19 protein-coding genes, 1 tRNA gene and 1 pseudogene are annotated in these 25,689 nt (G+C 66.3%); 11 read left to right on the top strand and 10 right to left on the bottom strand.

Features of this window, described 5'->3' with window-relative positions; translation table 11 throughout:
* Positions 1-8 precede the first annotated feature (8 nt).
* Positions 9-1,523 (top strand): Asp-tRNA(Asn)/Glu-tRNA(Gln) amidotransferase subunit GatB, encoded by a 1,515-nt coding sequence (gene gatB, locus IEX25_RS11820; RefSeq protein WP_188715245.1) that lies wholly within the window; start codon positions 9-11, stop codon positions 1,521-1,523.
* 84 nt (positions 1,524-1,607) lie between these two features.
* A complete protein-coding gene (locus IEX25_RS11815; RefSeq protein ID WP_103172940.1) occupies positions 1,608-2,045 on the top strand; it encodes a DUF4177 domain-containing protein in 438 nt (145 codons plus the stop codon).
* On the opposite strand, the gene IEX25_RS11810 is transcribed toward IEX25_RS11815, so the two are convergent.
* The 8 genes and pseudogenes from IEX25_RS11810 to IEX25_RS11775 all read right to left on the bottom strand — a co-directional run bounded on the left by IEX25_RS11810 (position 2,046) and on the right by IEX25_RS11775 (position 11,846).
* Entirely contained in the window at positions 2,046-2,840 is a 795-nt protein-coding gene (locus IEX25_RS11810) for a class II glutamine amidotransferase (protein WP_103172941.1), read from the bottom strand. It lies immediately after the preceding gene.
* A gap of 64 nt (positions 2,841-2,904) precedes the next feature.
* Positions 2,905-3,204 carry a DUF1330 domain-containing protein gene (locus IEX25_RS11805; RefSeq protein ID WP_103172942.1) on the bottom strand — a complete coding sequence of 100 codons (300 nt, stop codon included), beginning with the start codon at positions 3,202-3,204 and terminating at the stop codon, positions 2,905-2,907.
* Positions 3,201-5,858, bottom strand: a complete 2,658-nt coding sequence (gene alaS, locus IEX25_RS11800) for an alanine--tRNA ligase (protein ID WP_103172943.1) — start codon at positions 5,856-5,858, stop codon at positions 3,201-3,203. The genes IEX25_RS11805 and alaS overlap by 4 nt, the downstream gene beginning before the upstream one ends.
* A 176-nt stretch (positions 5,859-6,034) precedes the next feature.
* Positions 6,035-7,044, bottom strand: a pseudogene (locus IEX25_RS11795) (recombinase RecA).
* A 180-nt stretch (positions 7,045-7,224) separates the two neighbouring features.
* On the bottom strand, positions 7,225-9,309 hold the full coding sequence (locus tag IEX25_RS11790; protein WP_229665148.1) for a hybrid sensor histidine kinase/response regulator: 2,085 nt from the start codon (positions 9,307-9,309) through the stop codon (positions 7,225-7,227).
* 80 nt (positions 9,310-9,389) lie between these two features.
* Positions 9,390-10,532, bottom strand: coding sequence for an RsmB/NOP family class I SAM-dependent RNA methyltransferase (locus IEX25_RS11785; protein WP_188715241.1), 1,143 nt, complete (start codon positions 10,530-10,532; stop codon positions 9,390-9,392).
* Positions 10,529-11,698: a nucleotide sugar dehydrogenase gene (locus IEX25_RS11780; RefSeq protein ID WP_188715239.1), complete on the bottom strand. Its 1,170-nt coding sequence runs from the start codon at positions 11,696-11,698 to the stop codon at positions 10,529-10,531. The genes IEX25_RS11785 and IEX25_RS11780 overlap by 4 nt, the downstream gene beginning before the upstream one ends.
* Positions 11,699-11,759: 61 nt before the next feature.
* Positions 11,760-11,846: transfer RNA gene (locus tag IEX25_RS11775), tRNA-Leu, on the bottom strand.
* Between the two features lie 102 nt (positions 11,847-11,948).
* Between IEX25_RS11775 and lipB the strand changes: the two genes are divergently transcribed.
* From lipB to IEX25_RS11750, 5 genes are all read left to right on the top strand, one after another.
* Positions 11,949-12,620: a lipoyl(octanoyl) transferase LipB gene (gene lipB / locus IEX25_RS11770; protein ID WP_103172948.1), complete on the top strand. Its 672-nt coding sequence runs from the start codon at positions 11,949-11,951 to the stop codon at positions 12,618-12,620.
* A gap of 75 nt (positions 12,621-12,695) precedes the next feature.
* Positions 12,696-13,124, top strand: coding sequence for a c-type cytochrome (locus IEX25_RS11765; protein WP_103172949.1), 429 nt, complete (start codon positions 12,696-12,698; stop codon positions 13,122-13,124).
* A 144-nt stretch (positions 13,125-13,268) separates the two neighbouring features.
* Positions 13,269-13,706: a universal stress protein gene (locus IEX25_RS11760; protein WP_103172950.1), complete on the top strand. Its 438-nt coding sequence runs from the start codon at positions 13,269-13,271 to the stop codon at positions 13,704-13,706.
* A 141-nt stretch (positions 13,707-13,847) separates the two neighbouring features.
* Positions 13,848-15,524, top strand: a complete 1,677-nt coding sequence (locus IEX25_RS11755) for a cytochrome c oxidase subunit I (RefSeq protein ID WP_103172951.1) — start codon at positions 13,848-13,850, stop codon at positions 15,522-15,524.
* The gene (locus tag IEX25_RS11750; RefSeq protein ID WP_103172952.1) at positions 15,524-16,018 is read left to right on the top strand and encodes a DUF2244 domain-containing protein; all 495 of its coding nucleotides are present in this window, start codon (positions 15,524-15,526) and stop codon (positions 16,016-16,018) included. The genes IEX25_RS11755 and IEX25_RS11750 overlap by 1 nt, the downstream gene beginning before the upstream one ends.
* 87 nt (positions 16,019-16,105) lie before the next feature.
* Here IEX25_RS11750 and IEX25_RS11745 read toward each other — a convergent pair whose 3' ends face one another.
* Positions 16,106-16,567 carry a GatB/YqeY domain-containing protein gene (locus IEX25_RS11745; protein WP_103172953.1) on the bottom strand — a complete coding sequence of 154 codons (462 nt, stop codon included), beginning with the start codon at positions 16,565-16,567 and terminating at the stop codon, positions 16,106-16,108.
* Positions 16,568-16,696: 129 nt separating this feature from the next.
* Between IEX25_RS11745 and carA the strand changes: the two genes are divergently transcribed.
* Both carA and IEX25_RS11735 read left to right on the top strand, forming a co-directional pair.
* On the top strand, positions 16,697-17,851 hold the full coding sequence (gene carA, locus IEX25_RS11740) for a glutamine-hydrolyzing carbamoyl-phosphate synthase small subunit (protein WP_188715237.1): 1,155 nt from the start codon (positions 16,697-16,699) through the stop codon (positions 17,849-17,851).
* A 55-nt stretch (positions 17,852-17,906) separates the two neighbouring features.
* Positions 17,907-19,958: a glycosyltransferase gene (locus IEX25_RS11735; protein ID WP_188715235.1), complete on the top strand. Its 2,052-nt coding sequence runs from the start codon at positions 17,907-17,909 to the stop codon at positions 19,956-19,958.
* On the opposite strand, the gene IEX25_RS11730 is transcribed toward IEX25_RS11735, so the two are convergent.
* Positions 19,955-22,759, bottom strand: a complete 2,805-nt coding sequence (locus IEX25_RS11730; RefSeq protein ID WP_188715233.1) for a [protein-PII] uridylyltransferase family protein — start codon at positions 22,757-22,759, stop codon at positions 19,955-19,957. The genes IEX25_RS11735 and IEX25_RS11730 overlap by 4 nt on opposite strands.
* 193 nt (positions 22,760-22,952) lie before the next feature.
* On the opposite strand from IEX25_RS11730, the gene IEX25_RS11725 reads away from it, so the two are divergent.
* Both IEX25_RS11725 and IEX25_RS11720 read left to right on the top strand, forming a co-directional pair.
* Positions 22,953-23,792, top strand: a complete 840-nt coding sequence (locus IEX25_RS11725; RefSeq protein WP_103172957.1) for an arginyltransferase — start codon at positions 22,953-22,955, stop codon at positions 23,790-23,792.
* Between the two features lie 139 nt (positions 23,793-23,931).
* On the top strand, positions 23,932-25,686 hold the full coding sequence (locus tag IEX25_RS11720) for an acetolactate synthase 3 large subunit (RefSeq protein WP_370463861.1): 1,755 nt from the start codon (positions 23,932-23,934) through the stop codon (positions 25,684-25,686).
* Positions 25,687-25,689: the final 3 nt, after the last annotated feature.

Here is a 25,689-nt window from a genome sequence, read left to right as displayed (position 1 = left end):
GGTTCCCGATGCTTGACCATCTTTCCTTCACCGCACCCCAGCCCAAGACCATCGCGGGGGCAAAGGGCGACTGGGAACTGGTCATCGGGCTCGAGGTTCATGCCCAGGTCGCGTCCAAGGCCAAGCTGTTCTCGGGCGCCTCGACCGCCTTCGGTTCGGAACCCAACAGCAACGTGGCCTTCGTCGATGCGGCAATGCCCGGCATGCTGCCGGTCATCAACGAATTCTGCGTGGCCCAGGCGGTGCGGACCGGCCTTGGCCTGAAGGCCGCGATCAACCTGCGTTCGGCCTTCGACCGCAAGAACTATTTCTACCCGGACCTGCCGCAGGGCTATCAGATCAGCCAGCTTTACCACCCCATCGTGGGCGAGGGAGAGGTGATCGTGGACATGGGCCCCGGCATCGCGCGCCGTGTCCGCATCGAGCGCATCCACCTGGAACAGGACGCGGGCAAGTCGATCCACGACATGGATCCGAACATGTCCTTCGTGGATCTCAACCGCACCGGCGTGGCCCTGATGGAGATCGTCAGCCGTCCCGACATCCGGGGACCCGAGGAAGCGGCCGCCTATGTCGCCAAGCTGCGCCAGATCATGCGTTACCTGGGCACCTGCGACGGCAACATGCAGAACGGCAACCTGCGCGCCGACGTGAACGTCAGCGTCTGCCCGCCCGGCGCCTATGAACGCTATCAGGAAACCCAGGACTTCAGTCACCTGGGCACCCGCTGCGAGATCAAGAACATGAACTCGCTGCGCTTCATCCAGCAGGCCATCGAATACGAGGCCCGCCGCCAGATCGCCATCATCGAGGACGGCGGCACGGTCGTGCAGGAAACCCGCCTTTACGACCCCGACAAGGGCGAAACCCGGTCGATGCGGTCCAAGGAGGAAGCGCATGACTATCGCTATTTCCCCGATCCCGACCTGCTGCCCCTGGACATCGAACAGGCCTGGGTGGACGACATCGCCGCCGCCATGCCCGAACTGCCGGACGAAAAGAAGGCGCGCTTCGTCAAGGAACTGGGCTTGTCGGAATATGACGCGGGCGTGCTGACCGCCGAGGTCGAGAATGCCGACTTCTTCGAGGCGGTCGCCAAGGGCCGCGACGGCAAGCAGGCCGCGAACTGGGTCATCAACGAATTGTTCGGCCGCCTGAACAAGGAAGGGCTGACCATCGACACCTCGCCCGTGTCGGCCGACCAGCTTGGCGGCGTGATCGACCTGATCGCCAGGGGCGACATCTCGGGCAAGATCGCCAAGGACCTGTTCGAGATCCTGTGGACCGAAGGCGGCGACCCGGCCCAGATCGTCGAGGCACGCGGGATGCGCCAGGTGACCGACCTGGGCGCCATCGAAAAGGCCGTGGACGAGATCATCGCGGCGAACCCAGCCCAGGTCGAAAAGGCCCGCGCCAATCCCAAGCTGGCAGGCTGGTTCGTGGGCCAGGTGCTGAAGGCCACCGGCGGCAAGGCCAATCCTGCGGCGGTGAACGATCTGGTCGCGCAGAAGCTGGGGATGTGACCGGCGCGGTTCCGACGATTGGAACCGCAACCCCTGCATCAGGTTATCGCGGGATGCAGGCCGCGCACGATAGGGAGCATCGCCTTGAGCCAGTTCGAATACAGCGTCATTCCGGCCCCCCTGCGCGGAGAAAAGGCCAAGGACGCCAAGACCCCCTCGGACCGATATTCGGTCGCCCTGACGACCGAGTTGAACCGGATGGCGAAGGACGGCTGGGAATATGTCCGCGCCGACGTGCTGCCGTCCGAGGAACGCAGCGGCCTGACCGGGCGCAGCACCGTGTATCACAACCTGCTGGTCTTCCGCCGGGCGGTGGCCAGCATCGCGTCCGGGCCTGCGACACGCCAGCCGCAGCCGGAATATCCGGCCGCCGCCTCGCCCATGCGCGCGCCCGAACCCGTGCCCGCCCTGCCCCAGGCCGCGTCCCCCGCGACCAGCGACCATTCCGCAGGCGCGACGCCCGAACCGGTTGCCGGAGAGGCAACGCCCCCCGCCCCCCGCACGGCCCCTTCGCAAGGCTGATCAGGCGGCCTGGGCCTGCATCTGCGGGACAAAGGGCTGGACCGCCACGCTGTCCTGGTCGAAGACGCAGAAGCTGCCGGGCGGGATCTCGATCCAGTCGCTTTCCTCGGTTTCCAGCGGCTCGGACACGACGGCGCGGCCGCCCCGGGTCTGCGACCAGCGGTGGTAAAGGCTGGGTGCCTGATCGTCGCTGGCATAGCGTAGCGCGTAAAGCCGTCGCCCATCCGAGAATGCGCAGGCCGCGCGGACAAAGGGCGCGCAGCCCCGCCGCATCGACAGATCGGTCAGCCGCGCCATGGCGCGTTCCATCGCACCCTTGGGATCATGGTCCAGACCTTCGCCCAAGGCGATCAGGAACAGCGCCTCGCTGTCGGTGGCGCCCTTTCGGTGCGGATAAAGGTCATCGGGGATCATCACGTCGGCATCGCGGCGGAAGGCGTCATAGCCGCCGAACTGGCCGTTATGCATGAAGGACCACCGGCCCGACACGAAGGGATGGCAGTTGTTGCGGCTGGTCGCCGTTCCGGTGGAGGCGCGGACATGGGCCATGAACAGTCCGGACCGGACCTGCGCCACAAGGCTGTGCAGGTTCGGATCCGACCAGGCGGGCATCACGTCGCGGTAAAGCCCAGGCTCGGGCCGTTCGCCATACCAGGCCAGCCCGAAGCCGTCGGCATTGACAGGCGTCAGGCATCGCCGCGCGCCCTGGCTTTGCCGGATCAGCGAATGATCCGGGCGGCTGACGATGTCTTCAAGAAAGATCGGTTGGCCCACATAGGCGGCCCAACGGCACATGACCCTGCCCCTTCGCGTTTCTGTTCTTGGCACAGAGATACCACGAAAGGATGATATGCCTAGCCTATTTCGCGGGCGGCGGCGTTTCCTCGACGATCACAAGGTCGCGTTCGGACGCGCCCTTCGCATGGGCAAGCGCCGCCTGGTATTCGCTGCTGTTATAGCAAGCAACGGCGGCGTCAAAGCTGGGAAAGCGGGCGACCACGTTGCGCGGACGCTCGTTCCCCTCCATCTGCTGGTAACGCCCGCCGCGGGCCAGGAAAACCCCGCCATGCGCGGCGATGGCCGGACCCGCCGCCTGCGCGTATTTCGCATAGGCGTCGGCATCCGTGACGGTCACATGGGCGATCCAAAGGGCAGTCATGCCGTTTCCTCCAGCAGTTTCTCGACCTGGGCGATGGCATCGTCGGCCGCCGCGAGGCTGGGCGCGCCGCCCTGCGCGCGGTCGGGCCGCCCGCCGCCGCCCTTGCCCCCCAGCGCGGCGGTGGCAGTCTGCACTAGCGTCACGGCGCTGATCCGGTCCACCAGATCCGGCGTCACGCCCGCCGCGACCGTGGCCTTGCCTTCGGCTTCCGCCAGGACCAGCACCGCGCCGCTGCCAAGCTGCGACTTCATCTCATCGACCAGGGCGCCCAGTTCCTTGCCGCCAACGCCCTCGACCCGGCGGCCGATGAACTTGACGCCGCCGATGTCCTTGGCCGCCTGACCCGCGCCGCCGCCCATGGCAAGCTGGCGCTTGAGTTGCGCGACCTCGTTGGCAAGCGCCTTGCGCTCGTCGGCCAGCGACTTGACGCGGTTGACCACGTCGCCCGCTTGCGCCTTGAGGATGCCCGCGATCTCGGACAGTTGCCGGTCGGAATCGCGCAGATGCGACAAGGCGGCCTGCCCGGTCAGCGCCTCGATCCGGCGGACGCCCGCACTGGAGGCGCTGTCGCCCAACAGCGCGAAGGCGCCGATGTCGCCCGTGCGCACCACATGCGTGCCGCCGCAAAGTTCCAGCGAATAGGTCTGGCCATCCGCGCCCTTGCCACTGTCGGCAAGCTGGCCCATCGACACGACGCGCACCTCCTCGCCGTATTTCTCGCCGAACAGGGCCTGCGCGCCCAGGGCGCGGGCATCGTCGGGGGTCATGATGCGGGTTTCGACCGGGCTGTTCTGGCGGATGAACTCGTTCACCTCGGCCTCGATCCGCGACAGTTCGTCGGGGGAAACGGCACTGTTGTGGCTGAAGTCGAACCGCAACCGGTCCGGCGCGTTCAGGCTACCCCGCTGCGCGACATGGTCGCCAAGCGCGCGGCGCAGCGCCTCGTGCAGAAGATGCGTGGCCGAATGGTTGGCCCGGATCGCGCCGCGACGGTCGTGATCGACCGACAGCGTGGCGCCCTGGCCGCGGCTGATGCTGCCCATCGTCACCTCGGCCATGTGCAGGAAGACGCCCGCGACCTTCTTCGTGTCCGTCACGCGGGCCGCGCCCGTTTCCGTCTTGATCAGCCCGGTATCGCCGACCTGGCCGCCGCTTTCGGCATAGAAGGGCGACTGGTTCACGACGATGGACACGGATTGCCCTTCGGTCGCCTCGCCCACGTCCGCGCCATCGGCCACGACCGCAAGGATCTGGCCCTCGGCTTCCTCGGTGTCATAGCCCAGGAATTCGGTCGCGCCGTGCTTTTCGGCCAGTTCGAACCAGATCGCGGCGTCCGTCGCCTCGCCCGATCCCGCCCAGGCGGCCCGCGCCTTGGCCTTCTGTTCGGCCATGGCGGCATCGAAGCCTGCCGTATCGACCGCCCGGCCCTGCTCGCGCAGCGCGTCCTGGGTCAGGTCCAGCGGGAAGCCATAGGTGTCGTAAAGCTTGAAGGCAGCCTCTCCGGGCAGGTTCGCGCCCTCGGGCAGTCGGGCCAGTTCGTCGTCCAGCAGCCGCAGCCCACGATCCAGCGTCTGGCGGAAGCGGGTTTCCTCGGACCGCAGGGTTTCCTCGATCAGGGCCTGCGCGCGGGTCAGTTCGGGATAGGCCGCGCCCATCTGGCGAACCAGGGCCGGCACCAGCTTGTGCATGACCGGATCCTGCGCGCCCAGCATGTGCGCATGGCGCATCGCGCGGCGCATGATCCGGCGCAGCACATAGCCGCGCCCTTCATTGCTGGGCATCACCCCGTCCGCGATCAGGAAGCTGGTGGAGCGCAGATGGTCCGCGATCACCCGGTGATGGACCTTGCCCGGCCCGTCGGGATCGTTGCTGGTGGCATGGGCCGATGCCTCGATCAACGAGCGCATCAGGTCGGTGTCATAGTTGTCGTGCTTGCCCTGCAAAAGCGCGCCGATCCGTTCCAGCCCCATGCCGGTGTCGATCGACTGCATGTCCAGCGCGCGCATCGAGCCGTCCTCGAACTGCTCGTTCTGCATGAAGACCAGGTTCCAGATCTCGATGAAGCGGTCGCCGTCCTCATCCGCCGAGCCCGGAGGGCCGCCCCAGATATGGTCGCCGTGGTCGAAGAAGATCTCGGTGCAGGGACCGCAGGGGCCGGTCGGGCCCATCCGCCAGAAGTTGTCGTCAGTGGGGATGCGAATGATCCGGTCATCCGTCAGGCCCGCGACCTTCTTCCAGATGTTCGCGGCCTCGTCGTCGGTGTGATAGACGGTGACCAGCAGCTTGTCCTTGGGGATGCCGAAATCCTTGGTCAGCAGTTCCCATGCAAAGGGAATGGCCTGTTCCTTGAAATAATCGCCGAAGCTGAAATTGCCCAGCATCTCGAAGAAGGTGTGGTGGCGCGCGGTATAGCCCACATTGTCCAGGTCGTTGTGCTTGCCGCCCGCGCGGACGCATTTCTGCGCCGTGGTCGCGCGCTTGTAGTCGCGCGTCTCGACCCCGGTGAACAGGTTCTTGAACTGCACCATGCCCGAGTTGGTGAACATCAGCGTCGGGTCGTTGCGCGGCACCAGGGGCGAGCTTTCGACGACCCGGTGGCCGTTGCGCTCGAAAAAGCTCAGGAAGGTAGAGCGGATGTCGTTCAGTGTGGGCATGGTGGGCCTTCGCAATCTGATGGCGCGATCGGACACGCCGGGCTGGCGAATGGTCTATAACCGGCCGTCCGTCCTGTCCAGCAATCGCCGCAGAGTCTTACGTCCCGCAAGATCTGCGGACAAAGAAAAACGCGCGGACAAAGCTGCCCGCGCGTCGGATCTCCAGGGCCTGCCGATCACTCCTCGGTCAGGCTGTCGTCCTCTCCGCCCTCGACGGCGAATTCCAGGCCATGGCTGGCGCGGATCTTGTCCTCGATCGCGTTGGCCTTTTCGGGGTTGTCGCGCAGGAACTGCTTGGCGTTCTCGCGGCCCTGGCCGATGCGTTCGTCGCCATAGGAATACCAGGCGCCCGATTTCTCCACCACGCCGGCCTTCACGCCCAGGTCGATCAACTCGCCGACCTTGCTGATGCCCTCGCCATACATGATGTCGAACTCGACCTGCCGGAACGGCGGCGCGACCTTGTTCTTGACGACCTTCACGCGGGTGGTGTTGCCGATCACCTCGTCGCGGTCCTTGACGGCGCCGGTGCGGCGGATGTCGAGGCGGACCGAGGCATAGAACTTGAGCGCGTTGCCGCCGGTGCCATGCAGTTCGAACGCCCGATGCTGGCGGTCAGCTTGCGCATGGCCTGGCTCATCAGGCGGGCCTGGCTGCCCATCTGCATGTCGCCCATGTCGCCCTCGATCTCGGACTTTGGCGTCAGCGCCGCGACCGAGTCGACCACGACAAGGCTGACCGCGCCGGACCGCACCAGCGTGTCCACGATCTCCAGCGCCTGTTCGCCCGTGTCGGGCTGGGAAATCAGCAGCTCGTCCAGGTTCACGCCCAGCTTCTTGGCGTATTGCGGATCCAGCGCGTGTTCCGCGTCCACGAAGGCGCAGACGCCGCCCTTCTTCTGTTCTTCCGCGACCACATGCAGCGTCAGCGTGGTCTTGCCCGAGCTTTCCGGCCCGAAAATCTCGATGATGCGGCCCTTGGGCAGACCGCCGATTCCCAGCGCGATGTCCAGGCCCAGCGACCCGGTCGAGGTCGCCTCGATTTCCGCCACCGGGCTGTCCTTGCCCAGCTTCATGATCGAGCCCTTGCCGAATTGGCGCTCGATCTGCGCCAGGGCGCTGTCGAGCGCCTTCTGCTTGTCCGCGCTGCGCTTGTCGTTCATGTCGAAGATGCTCGCCTGTGCCATATGGTCCTTACCGTTATTTCACAGCCCGGCCGGCGCGGCAATCTGCCGGCCTTGAGGGGGTTCATGTTCACTTCTTGTTCTTGTGGATAAATGCGCGTTCGGCACGCCTTTTTCAAGGACTATCCTGCCTGGATTCGCATTTCCTTAACCAATCTGGACGATGAATGATTAACAAACCGTTCATGCATCCAGGCGGCGCGGCAGGGACTGCAACTGGCTGGCGACGGTCTGGACAAGTTCGTTCAAGGTGAAGGGCTTGGACAGGAAGGCGGCGTTGGGGATCGGGTCATGGCCTTCGCCGAAGATGTCCTCGGTATAGCCCGACATGAAGATCACCTTGGTCCCCGGCCGGTCCTGCAGGGCGGTGCGAACCCAGCTTGGCCCGTCCATGCCCGGCATGACCACATCGGTGACGAAGATATCCACCCGCAGCGCGTCGTCCAGCAGGCCCAAGGCCTCCTCGGCACTGGCGGCCTCGTGGACCTCATAGCCCTTCAGGCGCAAGGCGCGCGCGGCAAAGGCGCGGACCGGGGCCTCGTCCTCGACCAGAAGGACGCTTGCGCGTTGCGCGGGCTGGGGGATCGCTGCCGGCGAAGGCACCGGCCGGGCCACCTGCTCGACCCCTGTCTGCGCCGGGAAGTAAAGCGAGAAGCAGGTGCCCTTGCCCACATCGCTGTCGCAGAAGATATAGCCGCCGGTCTGCTTGACGATGCCATAGGCGGTGGACAGGCCCAGGCCGGTGCCCTCGCCCACGCGCTTGGTGGTGAAGAACGGCTCGAAGATCTTGTCGCGCAGCGCCGGGTCGATCCCGCAGCCCTCGTCCGTGACGCTGATGCGCAGGTAGTCGCCCTTGGGCAGCGAAACCTTGTCGCGCGACAGATCGCCGTCGATGGTCAGCACGTCGGTCCTGATCTGGATGTTGCCGCCCGCAGGCATGGCGTCGCGGGCGTTCACGACAAGGTTCATGATCACCTGTTCCAACTGCCGCTTGTCGGCGCGAATCGCGCGTTGGGCCGAATCATGGGTGATGGTCAGCGTCACCTTTTCGCCGACCAGCCGGTTGAGCAGATGCGTCAGGTCCGCAAGCACGTCGCGCGGGTCCAGCGTTTCCAGCTTGAGCTGCTGGCGGCGCGAAAAGGCCAGAAGCTGCCCGACCAGGGCCGCGGCGCGGTTGGCGTTCTGGCCGATCTGGTCCAGGTCGGCATAATCGGGGTCGCCCTTGTCGTGGCGCAGCATCAGCAGGTCGCAATGGCCCCGGATGGCGGTCAGAAGATTGTTGAAATCATGCGCGACCCCGCCCGCCAGCTGGCCGATGGCCTGCATCTTCTGGCTTTGGACGAACTGCGCCTCAAGGGTCTTCAGGGCGCTTGCATCATGCAGGACCGCGATCAGGCCGGACTGTTCGACCGGATCGAGGGCCAGCGTGACCTGGAAATGCTGCTCCTTGGCGGCGTCCTCCGGGGCGCGCAGGCGCAGCACCTCGGACCGGGCGTCGTTCCGACGGGCGGCATGGGTTTCGGCGATCCATTCTCCCGCCGGGCGGCCGGGTCCGTCCAGAAGGCTGCCGATATGGACCGGCTCGACCCCTTGGGGCAGGCTGCTTCCCAGCAGGCGGCGGGCCGCCGCATTCGCCCGACGGATATAGCCGTTGGGGGCGATGCGCAGCAGGGCCACGGGAATCGCCTCGAAATCGTCGGGGGCCTCGGCGTCCTCCTCGATCGCGGGGGCGGGGGGCTGCGCCCCGCGCTTGTGATAGGACCAGATTTGCAGGGGCGCGTCCTCGGCCCGGCTGAGCGTCAGCGTATCCCCCGAGGCAAGCGCCAGATCGGCGCAGCCGGCATAGCCCGCGCGACGGACCAGGCCCTTCAGATCGTCGTCCGCATCGGCCCGAAGCTGCGCGATCAGCCGCAGGATGTTCTGCCCCGCGATGTCGCCGAAACCCTGGCGCGAGGTGTCGTTCTGCATCATCACCAGCCCGTCGGAATCGCAGATCCAGACGGGATCGGCGGTATCGCCCACCTCGTGCCGGATGGCCGCCAGGGCACGCCGCGCCGCCAGCCGGTCCAGCACATAGCCCAGCGAGATCACGCCCCCCAGGATATACCAGGCCACCGCGATGGTGCCGATGACAAGCGCCAGCAGGCCATAGCCGCTTTGCGGAAGGGCCAGCGCCGCGACGGCGGCGATGACCACCGGCAGCATCAGGAACGGAAGCGCCACCGCGGCATTGCGCGACACGGCGGTCTGCGTGTCCCCCAGGTTCATCCGTCTAGCCCCCTTCCAAGCCTTCCAGACGCTCGATACCGCCAAACCGCTTAACAAGGCGTTAATGGCGCCTCGCTTCCTCATCCACGCACCATCAGCGCCAGGAAAAAGCCGTCGCCGGCATCAAGCGGGGTCCACAGATGCCGCGCCACCTGTCGGAAGTCCGGGTTGCCGCGCAGGAAGCGGTCGATCTGCGCGCCGTTTTCAGGATCAAGCAGCGAACAGGTCATATAGGCCAGATGCCCGCCCGATCCGACCAGCGGCGCGGCCTTGCGCAGGATCCGCGCCTGCAAGGCGGTCAGGTCGTCCAGGCCAGACCGGGTCAGTCGCCATTTCGAATCGGGCGTGCGCCGCCATGTCCCGGATCCCGAACAGGGAACGTCCGCCATCACCAGATCGAAGCTGCCGGTCGGGCGCTCGGCGATTCGCACCCTGGCCCCTGCCCGGTCCGCGCGCTTCGGCAGATCGCGCATCCGGGCGGGGTCGGCATCATGGGCGACCAGCGTCAGATCCGGCGCCCGCCCCGCGACGGCCAGCGTCTTGCCTCCACCACCTGCGCAATAGTCCAGCACCCGCATCCCCGGCGCCACAGGCAGGGATGCGCAGGCCAGTTGCGGGGACAAATCCTGAAGTTCGACAAGACCGTCCCGATAGGCGCGGCTTTGCGACAGGCGACGTTCATTCGCCGTCACCCGCAGCGCGGTGCCAAGCCGAGGATCGGGCTCTGCCGTGATGTCGTCCTGCCCCAGGGCCGCGACCGCCTGAGCCGCATCGGCCCTGATCGGATTGACCCGCAGCCAGATCGGCGCACGCTGCCGCATCAGCCGGGCCACGTCGTCGGCCCGATCCCGCAAAGAGGCATCCCAGAGCGGGCGAAGCCAATCCGGGATATCCAGGGTCTCCTGGTCCTCGACCGGGTTATCCTGTGGCCCCAAGGGGGCGGGCGCATGGCCCTGGCCGGTAAAGTACTCCGCCGGGTCCCTGCCCGTGGCGCGCAGCCCGCCGATCATCAGCCCCCTGCCCGTCAGCCCGCCGCCCAGGGCCGCGTGGCTGTCGCGGCAGCGCAGCGCGTCGAAGACCAGGTCGCGCACCGCCGCCCGGTCGCCCGACCCCGCGAACCGGCTGGCCCGCGACCACCGCAGCAGCGCCTGTTCGGCGGGCTGTCCCGCAAGGATATGGTCCAGAACCTCGATCGCGGCGGAAATGCGGGCGGCTGGGGTCATATGTCGCGCTGCAGCAGGTCGCGCGTGAACAGCTTGTCGGCCACATCGGCCAGGTCGTCGTGGCGGCGGTTGGCGATGATCAGGTCGGATTTCGCCTTGAACGCCTCCAGGTCGCGCTCGACCGGCGAATGGAAGAAGTGATCGGCCTGCAGCACCGGCTCATAGACAATGCAGGCGATACCCTTGGCCTTGATCCGCTTCATGATCCCCTGGACGGCGCTGTCGCGGAAATTGTCGGAGCCTTCCTTCATCACCAGCCGATAGATGCCCACGGTGCGCGGATTGCGGGCGATGATCTGGTCGGCGATGAAGTCCTTGCGGGTGCGGTTGGCCTCGACGATGGCGGTGATCAGGTTCTGCGGCACGGCCGAATAATTCGCTAGCAATTGCTTGGTATCCTTGGGCAGGCAATAGCCGCCGTATCCGAAGGACGGGTTGTTGTAGTAATCGCCCACCCGCGGATCCAGGCCCACGCCCCGGATGATGGCATGGGAATCCAGGCCATTGGTCAGGGCATAGCTGTCCAGTTCGTTGAAATAGGCCACGCGCATCGCCAGGAACGTGTTGGCGAACAGCTTGATCGCCTCGGCCTCGGTCGAGTTGGTGAGCAGGAGCGGCACGTCCCGGTCGATCGCCCCCTGCGCCAGAAGCGCCGCGAAGCGCCGACCGGCCTCGCCCGTGTCGCCCACCACGATCCGGCTGGGATGGAGGTTGTCGTGAAGCGCCAGCCCCTCGCGCAGGAACTCGGGCGAGAAGATGATGCCGTCGAAACCCGTTGCGGCCCGCATCCTTTGCGTGAAGCCCACGGGCACGGTGGATTTGACGATGACCGGGGCGGTGGGGGCGTGCTGTTGGGCCAGGGCGATCACCGCCTCGACCGACGAGGTGTCGAAGCCGTTCGTCCGGGGGTCATAGTTCGTGGGCGTCGCCACGATCACGAAGTCGGCGCCCGGCAGGGCCTGCCGGGGATCGGTGGTGGCCGTCAGGTCAAGCTCGCGCTCGGCCAGGAAGCGGGTGATGTCGGCATCCTCGATGGGGCTTTGGCGGGCGTTGACGGCGGCGACGCGCCCTGCGTCGATGTCCAGGGCCACGACACTGGAATGCTGGGCCAGCAGGACCGCATTCGACAAACCGACATAACCAAGACCCACCACGGCAATCTTCATCGCATCCCTCATCGCAACGGGCTAACGCCCTGTTTTTCTACGGATGGATGTAAGGGAAAGATGGTGCGGTCGAGAAGACTCGAACTTCCACTCCGGTTAAGGAACAGCGACCTCAACGCTGCGCGTCTACCAATTCCGCCACGACCGCATCCGGGCAGTTCGCGGGTCATAGCCGAGGCGATGCGGATTGAAAAGGGGGATTCTTACGCCCGCGCTTGACGCCGTGCGTGGGCCGGGCCAGACCGGGCCTATGGTGGAATGGATCACGGCAGACGGCTTGACGGATTACGACGACGCAGTCGCCTTCATGGAGGCGCGGGTCGCGGCGATCCATGCGGGACAGGCGGACGAACTGGTCTGGCTGGTCGAACATCCGCCGCTTTATACCGCCGGGACCAGCGCGCGGCAGACCGACCTTTTGGAGGCGCGCTTCCCGGTCCATGCGACCGGGCGGGGCGGGCAATACACCTATCACGGGCCGGGGCAGCGCATCGTCTATGTGATGCTGGACCTAAACCGGCGCGGCCGCGACGTGCGGGCCTTCGTGGCCCGGCTTGAAGCCTGGGTGATCGCCGCGCTGGCGGATTTCGGGGTGACGGGCGCGATCCGCGAAGGGCGCGTGGGCGTCTGGGTGGCCCGGCCCGACAAGGCGCCCCTGCCCGATGGCGGCATCCGCGACGACAAGATCGCGGCCATTGGGGTCAAGCTGCGCCGCTGGGTCAGCTTTCACGGCATCGCTATTAATGTCGAACCCGACCTGTCGCATTATTCCGGCATCGTCCCTTGCGGAATCAGCGGACACGGCGTGACCAGCCTGGTCGATCTGGGCCTGCCGGTGGGCATGGCGGATCTGGATCTGGCCTTGCGCCGGACCTTCGATGCGGTCTTCGGCCAGGATATTTCCCCGGATGCGACCTTCTGACGGCTGGCAAATGAACCGATCGGGCTTAAGAAGGTTGGTTGGGACTTCCAATTTCTTTGGAATAGCGAGGAAAGAATGAGATTTGCGATCATCGGCGCCCTGATGGGTGCGACCCTAGCCATGCCCGCACTGGCACAGGATGCCGGCGATGCCACGGTCGGCGAAAAGGAATTCCGCAAGTGCAAGGCCTGCCACATGATCCAGTCCCCCGAGGGCGAGGACATCGTGAAGGGCGGCGCGACCGGACCGAATCTTTATGGCGTCGTGGGCCGTCCCGCCGCGGCCCAGGAAGGCTACAAGTACTCCGAGGCGCTGATCGCGCTGAAGGACGCGGGCGAGGTCTGGACGGTCGAGGATCTGGCCGCCTATATCACCGACCCGAACAAGTTCGTGCAGGAAAAGACCGGCGACAGCTCGGCCCGCACCAAGATGACCTTCAAGCTGAACAAGAACCAGGCCGACATCGCGGCCTATCTGGCAAGCGCGTCGCCTGCGACACAGTGACGCAACCGCCTGAACCGGCCGGGCCGATCCGTCCCTGGGTCGGCCCGTTTGATTCAGATCATTCTTTCAACGCCTTCTCTGTGGCAGCGTCCGATGCGCAACCCGGTCACGCAGTCGCGTGGTCGCCACCACTGGAGGAGCATCGTGTTCAAGCATATCCTGATCCCGACCGACGGATCCGAACTGGCCACGCTGGCTGTCGACAAGGGCATGGCCCTGGCCGCCAGCATCGGCGCTGCGGTAACGGTGGTCACCGTCACCGAACCCTTCCACGTCTTCAGCCCGGCCTCGGCACAGGTCGAAAGCTCGCGCGCCAGCTATGAGGGGGATGCGCGCGCCTATGCGGAGAAGGTTCTTGCGACAGCGCGCGACAAGGCCGCGGCGGCGGGGGTCAGCGTCGAGACCCATCACAAATGGCACGACAGCCCTTATCAGGCGATCATCGAGACCGCCGTGGACAAGGGCTGCGACCTGATCGCCATGGCATCCCACGGGCGGCGCGGCATGGCGGCCGTGGTGATGGGCAGCCAGGCGACAAAGCTGTTGACGCATTCCAAGATCCCGGTTCTGGTCTATCGCTGAACCGGCCCGGCACCTCTGCGACCAAAAGCTGCCGTCCCGGCGTCCTTAGGGCATTGCCGGGTCGGCACGGCTGGGCTAGAACGACCCCAAGAGAATAGCCGGTCTGCCGGACCGGATCACGATATCTGAGGGAGTTCGGGTATGGCAGACGCAGCCGTTCATGGCCACGACGACCATCACGACACACGCGGGTTCTTCACCCGCTGGTTCATGTCCACCAATCACAAGGACATTGGTATTCTTTACCTGTTCACGTCCGGGATCGTGGGGCTGATCGCGGTCAGCTTCACCGTCTACATGCGGATGGAACTGCAAAACCCCGGCGTGCAGTACATGTGCCTTGAAGGCGCGCGCTTCATCGCCGACGCGACCGCCGAATGCACCCCGAACGGGCATCTGTGGAACGTGATGATCACCTATCACGGCGTCCTGATGATGTTCTTCGTGGTGATTCCGGCGCTGTTCGGCGGCTTCGGCAACTATTTCATGCCGCTGCACATCGGCGCGCCGGACATGAGCTTTCCGCGCCTGAACAACCTGTCCTACTGGATGTATGTGGCGGGCGTCTGCCTGGGCATCGCCTCGCTTCTGGCGCCAGGCGGGTCCGACCAGCTTGGCTCGGGCGTCGGCTGGGTGCTTTACCCGCCGCTGTCCACGACCGAGGCCGGGTATTCGATGGACCTGGCGATCTTCGCGGTCCACGTCTCGGGTGCCTCGTCGATCCTGGGCGCGATCAACATCATCACCACCTTCCTGAACATGCGTGCCCCCGGCATGACGCTGTTCAAGGTGCCGCTGTTCGCCTGGTCGGTCTTCATCACCGCCTGGCTGATCCTGCTGGCCTTGCCGGTGCTGGCCGGCGCCATCACCATGCTGCTGATGGACCGCAACTTCGGCACCAACTTCTTCAACCCGGCCGGCGGCGGCGACCCGGTGCTGTACCAGCACATCCTGTGGTTCTTCGGCCACCCGGAAGTGTACATCATCATCCTGCCGGGCTTCGGCATCATCAGCCACGTCATCGCCACCTTCGCCAAGAAGCCGATCTTCGGCTATCTGCCGATGGTGCTGGCCATGGCCGCGATCGGGGTGCTGGGCTTCGTCGTCTGGGCGCACCACATGTACACGGTCGGCATGTCGCTGACCCAGCAGTCCTACTTCATGCTGGCCACCATGACGATCGCCGTGCCCACGGGCATCAAGGTGTTCTCGTGGATCGCGACGATGTGGGGCGGCTCGATCGAGTTCAAGACCCCGATGCTCTGGGCCTTCGGCTTCCTGTTCCTGTTCACCGTGGGCGGCGTGACGGGCGTCGTGCTGTCCCAGGCGCCGCTGGACCGCGTGTATCACGACACCTATTACGTCGTCGCGCACTTCCACTATGTGATGTCGCTGGGCGCGGTCTTTGCGCTGTTCGCGGGCGTCTATTACTGGATCGGCAAGATGTCGGGCCGCCAGTACCCGGAATGGGCGGGCAAGGTTCACTTCTGGGCGATGTTCATCGGCGCGAACCTGACCTTCTTCCCCCAGCACTTCCTGGGCCGTCAGGGGATGCCGCGCCGCTACATCGACTATCCGGTGGAATACGCTTACTGGAACTACATCAGCTCGCTTGGTGCCTATCTGTCCTTCGCCTCGTTCCTGTTCTTCATCGGCGTCGTGTTCTATACCCTGTTCGCAGGCAAGCGCGTGACCGAGAACAACTACTGGAACGTCCATGCGGACACGCTGGAATGGACCCTGCCCTCGCCCCCGCCGGAGCACACCTTCGAGCAGCTTCCCCGGCGCGAGGATTGGGACCACGCCCATAACCACTGATGCCCTATGAATGGCATGATACGGCCCCGGATCACACCGGGGCCGTTTCGTATCGGCTGAGGGCCTGGCCCTATCAGTCGCTGCCGCGCCGTGGCTTCGTCTGGTTCATCGGCCTGACGGCAGGCTTCATGGCGCTGCCGGTCGTGGCGATGCTGGGAACTTCGGTGCTGTGGGGGCTGCTGCCCTTCGGCCTGATGGCGATCGGCGGCGTCTGGTACGCGATCCAGCACAGCTATCGCCGTGGCGAGATGTCCGAGGAACTGGTCCTTGACCGCCAGGTGGCGCAAGTCACCCGGCACGATCCGGGCGGGGTTTTGCGGGAATGGACCACGAACAGCTATTGGCTGCGGGCCACGCTGCGGCGTGGGCCGGTCGAATCCTATCTGACACTGACCGACGGGCAGCGGGAAATCGAACTGGGCGCGTTCCTGACCCCCGATGAACGCCGCAGCCTTTACGACGACCTGGAAAGGCGGCTGGCCAGCCTGCGTTGATCAGCCGTCCGTGCCGCTTTCTGCTGGGCACTCAGCTTGGCGGGCTTGGGGTTTCCTCCTGCCCGCCGGAACGCCCCGGCGGGGCGTTCAGTTCAGCAGCCGCGCCTTGACCATCGGCCCGACGGCGCCGAAATCCATCTGCCCCGCGTGGCGGTCGCGCAGTTCCGCCATGACCCGGCCCATGTCGCGGATGCCGGTGGCGCCAAGCGCCGCAATGGCCGCGTCGATGGCGGCGTCGGTTTCTGCCCCCGACAACTGTCGCGGCAGGAATTCCTGGATGATGCCGATTTCGGCTTCTTCCTTTTCCGCCAGTTCCAGCCGCCCGCCTTCCTCATAGGCCTTGGCCGATTCCTGGCGCTGCTTGACCATCTTGGACAGGATCGCGATCAGGTCCGCCTCGCTCAGCGTGCCGTCGCCGTCGCCCACGCGGGCCGCGATCTCTCGGTCCTTGATGGCGGCGCCGATCAGGCGCAGCGTGGACAGGCGCGCGCTGTCCTTGGCCTTCATGGCGTCCTTGGTGGCGGCTTGCAGGGTGGCTCGCAGGTCCATTTGCGTCTCCGGGGCACGAAAGCCTGCGATCTAGGCCAGCGGACCCGCCAAATCAAGACGGGCGTTGTTCTTGACCTTGCGCGCCATGCCCCCTATTCACCGGCAGATTTCAGACAGAGGGTGCCTGCCATGGCCAACAAGCCGACCGCCTGCCTTGCGCTTGCCGACGGGACCGTCTTCTACGGCCAGGGCTTCGGCGCCCCCGGAGAGGTCGTGGCCGAACTGGTCTTCAACACCGCGATGACCGGCTATCAGGAGATCATGACCGATCCGTCCTATGCCAGCCAGATCGTCACCTTCACCTTTCCCCATATCGGCAACACCGGCATCACGCCGGAAGACGACGAGGCCCCCGACCCCGTCGCCAGCGGCATTGTCGTCCGCTGGGATCCGACCGATCCGTCGAACTGGCGCGCGGCGGGCGACCTGCCCGGCTGGATGGCCCGGCGCGGCCGCATCGGCATCGGCGGCGTCGATACCCGCCGCCTGACCCGCGCGATCCGCCAGCAGGGCGCGCCGCATGTGGTGCTGGCCCATGACCCCGACGGCAAGTTCGACATCGCCGCCATGGTCGCCAAGGCCCGCAACTGGACCGGCCTTGTTGGCCTGGATCTGGCGCGCGACGTGACCTGCCGGCAAAGCTATCGCTGGGACCAGGGTGCTTGGGAATGGGGCAAGGGCTTCGGAACCTCGCCCGAACAGAAGCCCTTCAAGGTCGTGGCGCTGGATTATGGCGCAAAGCGCAACATCCTGCGGTCGCTGGTGGCCTTCGGGGCCGACGTGACCGTCCTGCCCGCCACCGCCACCGCCGAGGAGGTTCTGGCGCATGAGCCCGAGGGCGTGTTCCTGTCGAACGGTCCCGGAGATCCGGCGGCGACCGGCGAATATGCCGTGCCGATGATCCAAAGCCTGCTGGACCGCGACATGCCGATCTTCGGCATCTGCCTGGGTCACCAGATGCTGGCGCTCGCGCTTGGGGCGAAGACGGTAAAGATGGGCCATGGCCATCACGGGGCCAACCACCCCGTGCGCGACACCGAAACCGGCAAGGTCGAGATCACCTCGATGAACCACGGCTTCGCGGTGGACAGCCAGACCCTGCCCGCCGGCGTGATCGAGACCCATGTCAGCCTGTTCGACGGCAGCAATTGCGGCATCCGGGTTCAGGACAAGCCGGTCTTCTCGGTTCAGTATCACCCCGAAGCCGCGCCGGGTCCGCAGGACAGCCTTTACCTGTTCCAGCGGTTCACCGACGCCATGCGCAACCGTCGGACCGGCGCTTAACGCCTTCTTAACCGCTTTCATGCCACCCATGGGCGATCCGAAAAGAGAAGCGCCCATGGTCAGTCCGCAGTCCGTTGCCTTTGCTCCCGCCGATGCGGCTGCGCCGACCATGGCGCCCAGGCATCAGGCGCCCCTGGGCCAACTGCTTCTGGAAGACGGCGCCGTCGATCCCGGCAACCTGCTGAAGGCAAGCGTCATGCGCGGGCGGCAGGACAGCCGCCTGGGCCAGATCCTTCTGTCGCAAGGCTGGGTCACGCCCGAAGCGCTGTTGCGCGCGCTGTGCCGGCAATGGCGCACGACCGCGCTCGACCCCGCCCGGACGCCCGGCGATCCCCGGCTGATCGACGCCTTGGGGACGGAATTCTGTCTGACCAATGCCATCCTGCCCTGGCGTCGCATCGGCGGCGTGACCTGGATCGCCACGGCCCGGCCGGAAGCCTTCGCGGCGCTGATCCCGTCCTTTCCCGAAAGCTTCGGCCAGGTCCGCATGCTTCTGTGCAGCGAGGATCAGATCCAGGCCGCCATCTTGGCCGTCCGCCGCATCGCCATGATCCGCCAGGCCGAGACGCGCGTTCCCGCAGCCGAATCCTGCCGGTCCCGCAACGAGGCGCGCACCGGGCGGATCGCCATGGGGCTGATGGCGGCCCTGGCCCTTGGGCTTTGCCTCGCCCCGGTGTTCGTCCTGTCGGCCCTCACCCTGTGGGCCACCGCATCGCTGGTCGCGCAAAGCGGGTTGAAGCTTGCGGCGCTGATCGCCAGCCGCCGGACCGAGGCCGAGGGCCGCGCCCTGGCCGAAGATGTGGCTCAAGGTCGGCGTGCCAGGACGGAAATGACCGGCCCGCTGCCCGTGATCTCGGTCATGGTGCCGCTGTTTCGCGAAAGCGATGTCGCGGGCAAGCTGGTGGGCCGCCTGTCGCGGCTGGATTATCCGCGCGAACTGACCGACATCCTGCTGGTGATCGAGGCCAGCGACCAGGTGACCCGCAACGCCATCCAGGGCGCCCGTCTGCCCGGCTGGATCCGCGTGGTCGAGGTGCCGAACGGTCCTGTCCAGACCAAGCCCCGCGCGCTGAACTATGCGCTGAACTTCTGCCGGGGCGCGATCATCGGCGTCTGGGACGCCGAGGACCGGCCCGATTCCGACCAGTTGCACAAGGTCGCACGCCGCTTCCATTTCGCGCCCGACGACGTGGCCTGCCTGCAGGGCGCGCTTGATTACTACAACCCGCGCACCAACTGGCTGGCGCGCTGCTTCACCATCGAATACGCGGCCTGGTTCCGGGTAATCCTGCCCGGCGTCGCGTGGCTTGGCCTGGTTGTGCCCCTGGGCGGCACCACGCTGTTCTTCCGCCGCGACGCGCTGGAACAGGTGGGCGCCTGGGATGCCTGGAACGTGACCGAGGATGCCGACCTGGGCGTGCGCCTGGCCCGCCGCGGCTGGCGGACCGAGATCATCGACACCACCACGGATGAGGAGGCCAACTGCCGCGCCCTGCCCTGGATCAAGCAGCGGTCCCGCTGGCTCAAGGGTTATGCGATGACCTGGGGCGTGCACATGCGCGACCCGCGCGCCTTGTGGCGCGAACTGGGGCCCTGGCGGTTCCTGGGCTTCCAGATCCAGTTCCTGGGCAGCCTGTCGCAATACCTTCTGGCCCCCATCCTGTGGAGCTTCTGGCTGCTGAGCCTGGGCCTGCCGCATCCCCTGCGCGAACCCCTGGCCGGGGTCTGGGGCGGCTATGCGATCCCCGCCCTGTTCGGCACCTTCGTGGCGTCGGAATTGCTGTCCATCGGCGTGGGCATGTGGGCCGTGCGCGCCGACAAGCACCGCCACCTGATGGCCTGGGTGCCCAGCCTGCACCTGTATTTCCCGCTGGGCTGCCTGGCAGGCTGGAAGGCGATCTATGAGGTGGTCGTGAAGCCCTTCTATTGGGACAAGACCGCGCATGGCATCTATGACGCAGCCGATGCTGCGGTCGTGGCGGATGGCACGGTATCGGTGCCCCTGCTGGGCCAGATCGGCGAACGCCGGGATGCCGCCTTGCCGGGGGAACCGGCAATCGCAGCCGCGCTGGAGGCCCCCGCCCTGCCAATGCGCAAAAGCGCCTAGGCCAAGGGCGCGCCCGAAGCCACCGGAAGGGCCGCGTCGATCAGGGCGGCCGCCTGGGCGCAGGAATGGCGCAGGCGGTCCGCCAGTTCGGCGACCGATCCCGCGCCGGCTTCCCGCAACAGGAATTCCTGCCCGCCCAGGCCTATGTCCTCCATGTCCAGCGGCTTGGCCGTCAGCAATCGCCCCGAGGCGTGAAGACGCCACAGGAACCGCCAGATCGATCCCAGCCGGTCGGCATCCGCAGCCGCGATCAGTCCGGCCCGCCGTCCCGCCCGCAACTGCGCCAGCGTTCCCCGTGCCGGATCCCCCGTGCGCAACGCCAGGGATTGCGCCAGCAAGTCGATGTCCTGCAGGCGCCCGGGTCCGGTCTTCGCCTCCCACGCGCCATCCATGGGCTTGGCCGCGAAGATCCGTTCACGCATGTCCGCGAGATCAGGCATGACCCGCAAATCGCTGCCCCGCCGCCGCAGCACCGACAGGCGCAAGGCCTCGACATCATGGGCCAGTTCCTCGGCACCCTTGCCAGCCCAGGCGACGACGCGGGCGCGGGTCAGGGCCAGGTGTTCCCAGGTCCAGGCCTCGGTCATCTGATAGCTTTCGAAGCTCTGGATCGCGGTCGCCACCGGCCCCTGCCGCCCCGAGGGGCGCAGCCGCATGTCCACCTCGTAAAGCCGCCCTTCGGCGGTCGGGGCCGAGGCGGCAGTGATCATGGCCTGCGTCAGCCGCGCGTAATAGGGACGCGCCGCCAGGGGACGCGGCCCCTCCGATGCGTCGGCGCCGTCCGCGTCATAGATCACGATCAGATCCAGGTCGGATCCGGCATTCAGCGTCCGCGCACCCAGCGACCCCATACCCAGCACCACCGCCCCCCGGCCCGGCGGCGCGCCATGCTTGCGGGCGAAATCGGCGGCGGTGACGGGAAACAGCGCGGCGATGCAGGCATCGGCAATGTCGGCGTATTGGCCCGCCGCCTCGTCCGCAGCGACCAGGCCGCGCAGGTGATGGACGCCCACGCGGAAATGCCATTCATGCGCCCATCGGCGGGCACTGTCCAAGGCCGCCTCGTACCCGCCGCCGGGACCGTTCAGCGCCGCCTGCAGCACACGGTCCAGATCGGCGCGCAACCCCTGGGCACCCGGCCAGGCCGAAAAGAAGCTGCCGCCCAGCACCGCATCCAGCACCGCCGAATGGCGCGTCAGATAGGCAGCAAGGCCCGGCGCGCTGCCGCAGATATCGACCAGCAGGTCGATCAGCTGGGGATTGGCCTCGAACAGGGCAAAGATCTGCACCCCGGCGGGCAGGGCCGACAGGAACCCGTCGAACCGGGACAGCGCCTCGTCGGGATGGCCGGTCCTGGCCATGCGGGAAAGAAGTTCCGGCTCGACCCGCCGGAAGATCTGCTGTGCGCGGGCCGACCGCAGCGCCGGATAGGTTTGCCAGCGGTCGATGATCGCCTGCGATTCGGCCGAGATGGACGGACGCTGCACAGTCTCGCCCGGCGCGAAGAAGCTTTCCGTAAGGTCATGCACATGTTCCAGCCGCGCACGCAGCCGGGCGGACCAGGCATCGGCATCCGCCTGTCCCATCATGGCGGCGATCAGGGCGATTCCGGCCCCGTCCTTGGGCAGGGAATGGGTCTGGGCGTCGTTCACCATCTGGATGCGGTGTTCGATGTCGCGATGCTGCCGATAATGATCGGTCAGGTCCCGCGCGACATCCGCCGGAATCCAACCCTTGTCCGCAAGGGCCGCCAACCCGCCCACCGTGTCGCGGCACCGCAGGTCGGGATCGCGGCCGCCCGCGATCAACTGGCGGGTCTGGGTGAAGAATTCGATCTCGCGGATGCCGCCCCGGCCCAGCTTCATGTTGTGGCCGGGGATCTCCAGCCGTCCGCCCAGGCCCTTGTGGTCGCGGATGCGCAGGCGCATGTCATGCGCGTCCTGGATGGCGGCGAAATCCAGGTGCTTGCGCCAGACGAAGGGGCGCAGTTCGCGCAGGAAGCGTTCGCCCGCCGCGATGTCGCCTGCCGCCGCCCGCGCCTTGATGAAGGCCGCGCGTTCCCAGGTGCGGCCCTCGGCCTCGTAATAGGCAAGCGCCGCGGCGGCCGACATGCAGACCGGCGTCACCGCCGCATCGGGCCGCAGCCGCAGGTCGGTGCGGAAGACATAGCCATGTTCGGTCACGTCGGACAGCATCGTCGCCATCTTGCGCGTGGCGCGGATCAGCGCCGCCCGCGCCTCCTGATGGTCGCCGTCCGCATAGGCCGCATCGTCGAACAGCACGATTAGGTCGATGTCGGAACTGTAGTTCAGTTCGCGCGCCCCGCCCTTGCCCATCGCCAGGGCAAAGACGCCGCCGGCGGGGGCGTCCGTTTCGGGCAGCTTGCCCCGGCGCCGTTCCTGGGCGACCTGGGCACGCAGGGCCAGATCGACGGCTCGGTCGGCCAGGTCGGACAAGGCGCCCGTCACCTGTTCCAGCGTCCAGACACCGCCCAGATCGGCCAAGGCGGCCAGAAGCGCGACCCGCCGCTTGGCCCGGCGCAAGGCCACCGCCAGATCGTCCGCCGACAGGTCGTCGAAGCCCGCCGTTTCGCGTGCGACCACATCGTCGTGATCCAGGGCGGCGGGCAGCCAGTCGGCCTCTTTCTGCAAAAGCCCCGCCAGATAGGGGCTGCACCCGGCGGCGCCGCCGATCAGCGCGGTCAGGGCGGGGTCCAGCGCGGGAAGCCGGGCAAGGACATGCCGGGCACGGTCGGGATCGGCGACAAGGGGATGGCGGGTGATGCGGGCGGCGAAATCCATGGGCGGCAGACTAGCCAAAGACCCTGCCCCGTCAACGCCGGCCGAGGGATCACTTCAAGGTTTAACCCTTTCCCGGCTTGGCGGGTGATGCAATCGTTGTTAGGCTTTCGCGCAAATCAACTGTTGGGCATACGGATCCTTTTTGGCGCATGATCAGTTCTGCAACGACAATCCGCCATAAGGGCCTGCGCTGATGCGTCATACCCTGCCCCATGCGCCGCAATTCTATGTGACGGCACCGCAGCCTTGCCCCTATCTGCATGGCCGTGCCGAACGCAAGCTGTTCACTGCGCTGCATGGCGACAATGCGTCCGACCTGAACAACGCCCTGTCCCGCCAGGGCTTCCGCCGGTCGCAGAACGTGCTGTATCGGCCCAGCTGCGAAAGCTGCGTGGCCTGCATGTCGGCGCGCATCCGGGTGGCGGATTTCCAGCCGTCGCGCACGCAGCGCCGGCTGATGCGGCGCAATGCCGGGCTGCGCCGGCTGGCGACAAGCGCCTGGGCCACGGAAGAACAGTTCGAGCTGTTCCGCCGTTACCTGGACAGCCGCCACGCCGATGGCGGCATGGCCGACATGGACATCTTCGAATTCGCCGCCATGATCGAGGAAACGCCGGTCAAGACGCGGGTGATCGAATACCGCTGCAGCGGCGACCAGCCGGAACGGCTGGCGCCCGGCGACGACTTCCTGGCGGCCGTCTGCCTGACCGACGTCCTGGATGATGGCCTCAGCCTGGTCTACAGCTTCTATCACCCCGTCCTGCAACCGGCGAGCCTGGGGACATACCTGATCCTGGATCACATCGAGATCGCGCGGGCGGCGAAGCTGCCCTATATCTATCTGGGCTATTGGGTGCCGGGCAGCCGCAAGATGGACTACAAGGCCAAGTTCTCGGCCTTGGAGATCTACAAGGGCGGGGTCTGGCAGAACATCGGCAATCCCGAGGATCATTCGAACGAGGCCCATCCCTTGTCCGTCGATCCCATTGTCGAACAGGTCGCCCGGATCGCGCTGCCGCAATTCGATCGCTGATCCGCGAAAGAAAATTACAAATTTCGTGTGAGCCGCGCCATTTTATCCGCGCCACCCCATTGACCCTGATCGCCGGCCTCCATAGTTTGCGCCGACTCGCGGGCGGGTATGGCCGCGTGTGAACAGGATGGAGGAAGGCATGTCCCGAACGATGACGGGTGCAAGAATGGTTGTCGAGGCGCTGCGCGATCAGGGCGTCGACACGGTATTCGGCTATCCGGGCGGGGCAGTGCTACCCATCTATGACGAACTGTTCCAGCAGAACGACATCACCCATGTCCTGGTCCGCCACGAACAGGGGGCGGTCCACATGGCCGAAGGCTATGCCCGGTCCACGGGCAAGCCGGGGGTCGTGCTGGTCACCTCGGGACCGGGCGCTACGAACGCCGTCACCGGGCTGACCGACGCGCTGCTGGATTCGATCCCGCTGGTTGTGCTGTCGGGCCAGGTTCCCACCTTCATGATCGGCACCGACGGCTTCCAGGAGGCCGATACGGTCGGCATCACGCGGCCCTGCACCAAGCACAACTGGCTGGTCAAGGACACGGAAAAGCTGGCCGAGACGATCCACAAGGCCTTCCAGGTCGCGACCTCGGGCCGCCCCGGTCCGGTTCTGGTCGACATCCCCAAGGACGTGCAATTCGCCAGCGGCACCTATGTCGCGCCGAAGCAGGTCGAGCCGGGCCGTTACCAGCCGGTGCGCAAGGGCGACATCCAGGCAATCACCCGGCTGGTCGAACTGATGGAAGGCGCGGAACGCCCGATCCTTTACACCGGCGGCGGCGTCATCAATTCCGGTCCCGGCGCCAGCCAGTTGCTGCGCGAACTGGCGGATGCGACCGGCTTTCCGGTCACCTCGACCCTGATGGGGCTTGGCGCCTATCCGGCGTCGGGCAAGAACTGGCTGGGAATGCTGGGGATGCACGGGCTGTACGAGGCCAATTTGGCGATGCATGGCTGCGACCTGATGATCAACATCGGCGCGCGTTTCGACGACCGCATCACCGGACGCATCGCCGATTTCAGCCCCCATTCGATCAAGGCGCATATCGACATCGACCCGTCCAGCATCAACAAGGTGGTGCGGGTGGACATCCCCATCGTCGGCGATGTGGGCCATGTCTTGGAAGATCTGCTGAAGGTCTGGAAATCGCGCGGCCGCAAGGTCAACAGCGCGGCCCTGCGCGACTGGTGGCAGACGATCGAGGGCTGGAAGGCCAAGAACTGCCTGTCCTATCGGAACAGCGACACGCTGATCAAGCCGCAATACGCGCTTGAACGGCTGGAGGCGCTGACCAAGGGCCGCGACCGATACATCACGACCGAAGTGGGCCAGCACCAGATGTGGGCCGCGCAATACCTGCATTTCGAGGGGCCGAACCGCTGGATGACCTCGGGCGGGCTGGGGACGATGGGCTATGGCCTTCCCGCCAGCATCGGCGTGCAGATGGCCCACCCGGATGCGCTGGTGATCAACGTCGCGGGCGATGCAAGCTGGCTGATGAACATGCAGGAAATGGGCACCGCCGTTCAGTTCCGCCTGCCGGTCAAGCAGTTCATCCTGAACAATGAACGCCTTGGCATGGTCCGCCAGTGGCAGCAGTTGCTGCATGGCGAACGCTACAGCCAAAGCTGGTCGGACAGCCTGCCGGACTTCGTCAAGCTGGCCGAGGCTTTCGGCTGCAAGGGCGCCGTGGTCAAGGATCCCAAGGACCTTGACGACGCGATCCAGCAGATGCTGGATTACGATGGTCCGTTCATCCTGGATGTGCTGGTCGAAAAGCACGAGAACTGCTTCCCCATGATCCCGTCCGGCAAGCCGCATAACGAGATGCTTCTGGGCGAAGCCGCGACCTTTGGCGTCATCGAATCGGAAGGCGCGGTTCTGGTCTGACCC

It is taken from the genome of Paracoccus acridae, from assembly GCF_014642735.1.
Lineage (GTDB): Bacteria > Pseudomonadota > Alphaproteobacteria > Rhodobacterales > Rhodobacteraceae > Paracoccus > Paracoccus acridae.
The sequence above is the reverse complement of the archived record's forward strand: the minus strand, read 5'-3'. Positions and strand labels throughout refer to the sequence as shown.

Coding starts and splice junctions, on each gene's coding strand:
- gatB (WP_188715245.1), top strand. CDS start 9: ATGCTTGACCATCTTTCCTTCACCGCACCCCAGCCCAAGACCATCGCG.
- IEX25_RS11810 (WP_103172941.1), bottom strand. CDS start 2,840: ATGTGCCGTTGGGCCGCCTATGTGGGCCAACCGATCTTTCTTGAAGAC.
- IEX25_RS11805 (WP_103172942.1), bottom strand. CDS start 3,204: ATGACTGCCCTTTGGATCGCCCATGTGACCGTCACGGATGCCGACGCC.
- alaS (WP_103172943.1), bottom strand. CDS start 5,858: ATGCCCACACTGAACGACATCCGCTCTACCTTCCTGAGCTTTTTCGAG.
- IEX25_RS11790 (WP_229665148.1), bottom strand. CDS start 9,309: ATGAACCTGGGGGACACGCAGACCGCCGTGTCGCGCAATGCCGCGGTG.
- IEX25_RS11785 (WP_188715241.1), bottom strand. CDS start 10,532: ATGACCCCAGCCGCCCGCATTTCCGCCGCGATCGAGGTTCTGGACCAT.
- IEX25_RS11780 (WP_188715239.1), bottom strand. CDS start 11,698: ATGAAGATTGCCGTGGTGGGTCTTGGTTATGTCGGTTTGTCGAATGCG.
- lipB (WP_103172948.1), top strand. CDS start 11,949: ATGGTGGAATGGATCACGGCAGACGGCTTGACGGATTACGACGACGCA.
- IEX25_RS11765 (WP_103172949.1), top strand. CDS start 12,696: ATGAGATTTGCGATCATCGGCGCCCTGATGGGTGCGACCCTAGCCATG.
- IEX25_RS11755 (WP_103172951.1), top strand. CDS start 13,848: ATGGCAGACGCAGCCGTTCATGGCCACGACGACCATCACGACACACGC.
- IEX25_RS11750 (WP_103172952.1), top strand. CDS start 15,524: ATGCCCTATGAATGGCATGATACGGCCCCGGATCACACCGGGGCCGTT.
- IEX25_RS11745 (WP_103172953.1), bottom strand. CDS start 16,567: ATGGACCTGCGAGCCACCCTGCAAGCCGCCACCAAGGACGCCATGAAG.
- carA (WP_188715237.1), top strand. CDS start 16,697: ATGGCCAACAAGCCGACCGCCTGCCTTGCGCTTGCCGACGGGACCGTC.
- IEX25_RS11735 (WP_188715235.1), top strand. CDS start 17,907: ATGGTCAGTCCGCAGTCCGTTGCCTTTGCTCCCGCCGATGCGGCTGCG.
- IEX25_RS11730 (WP_188715233.1), bottom strand. CDS start 22,759: ATGGATTTCGCCGCCCGCATCACCCGCCATCCCCTTGTCGCCGATCCC.
- IEX25_RS11725 (WP_103172957.1), top strand. CDS start 22,953: ATGCGTCATACCCTGCCCCATGCGCCGCAATTCTATGTGACGGCACCG.
- IEX25_RS11720 (WP_370463861.1), top strand. CDS start 23,932: ATGTCCCGAACGATGACGGGTGCAAGAATGGTTGTCGAGGCGCTGCGC.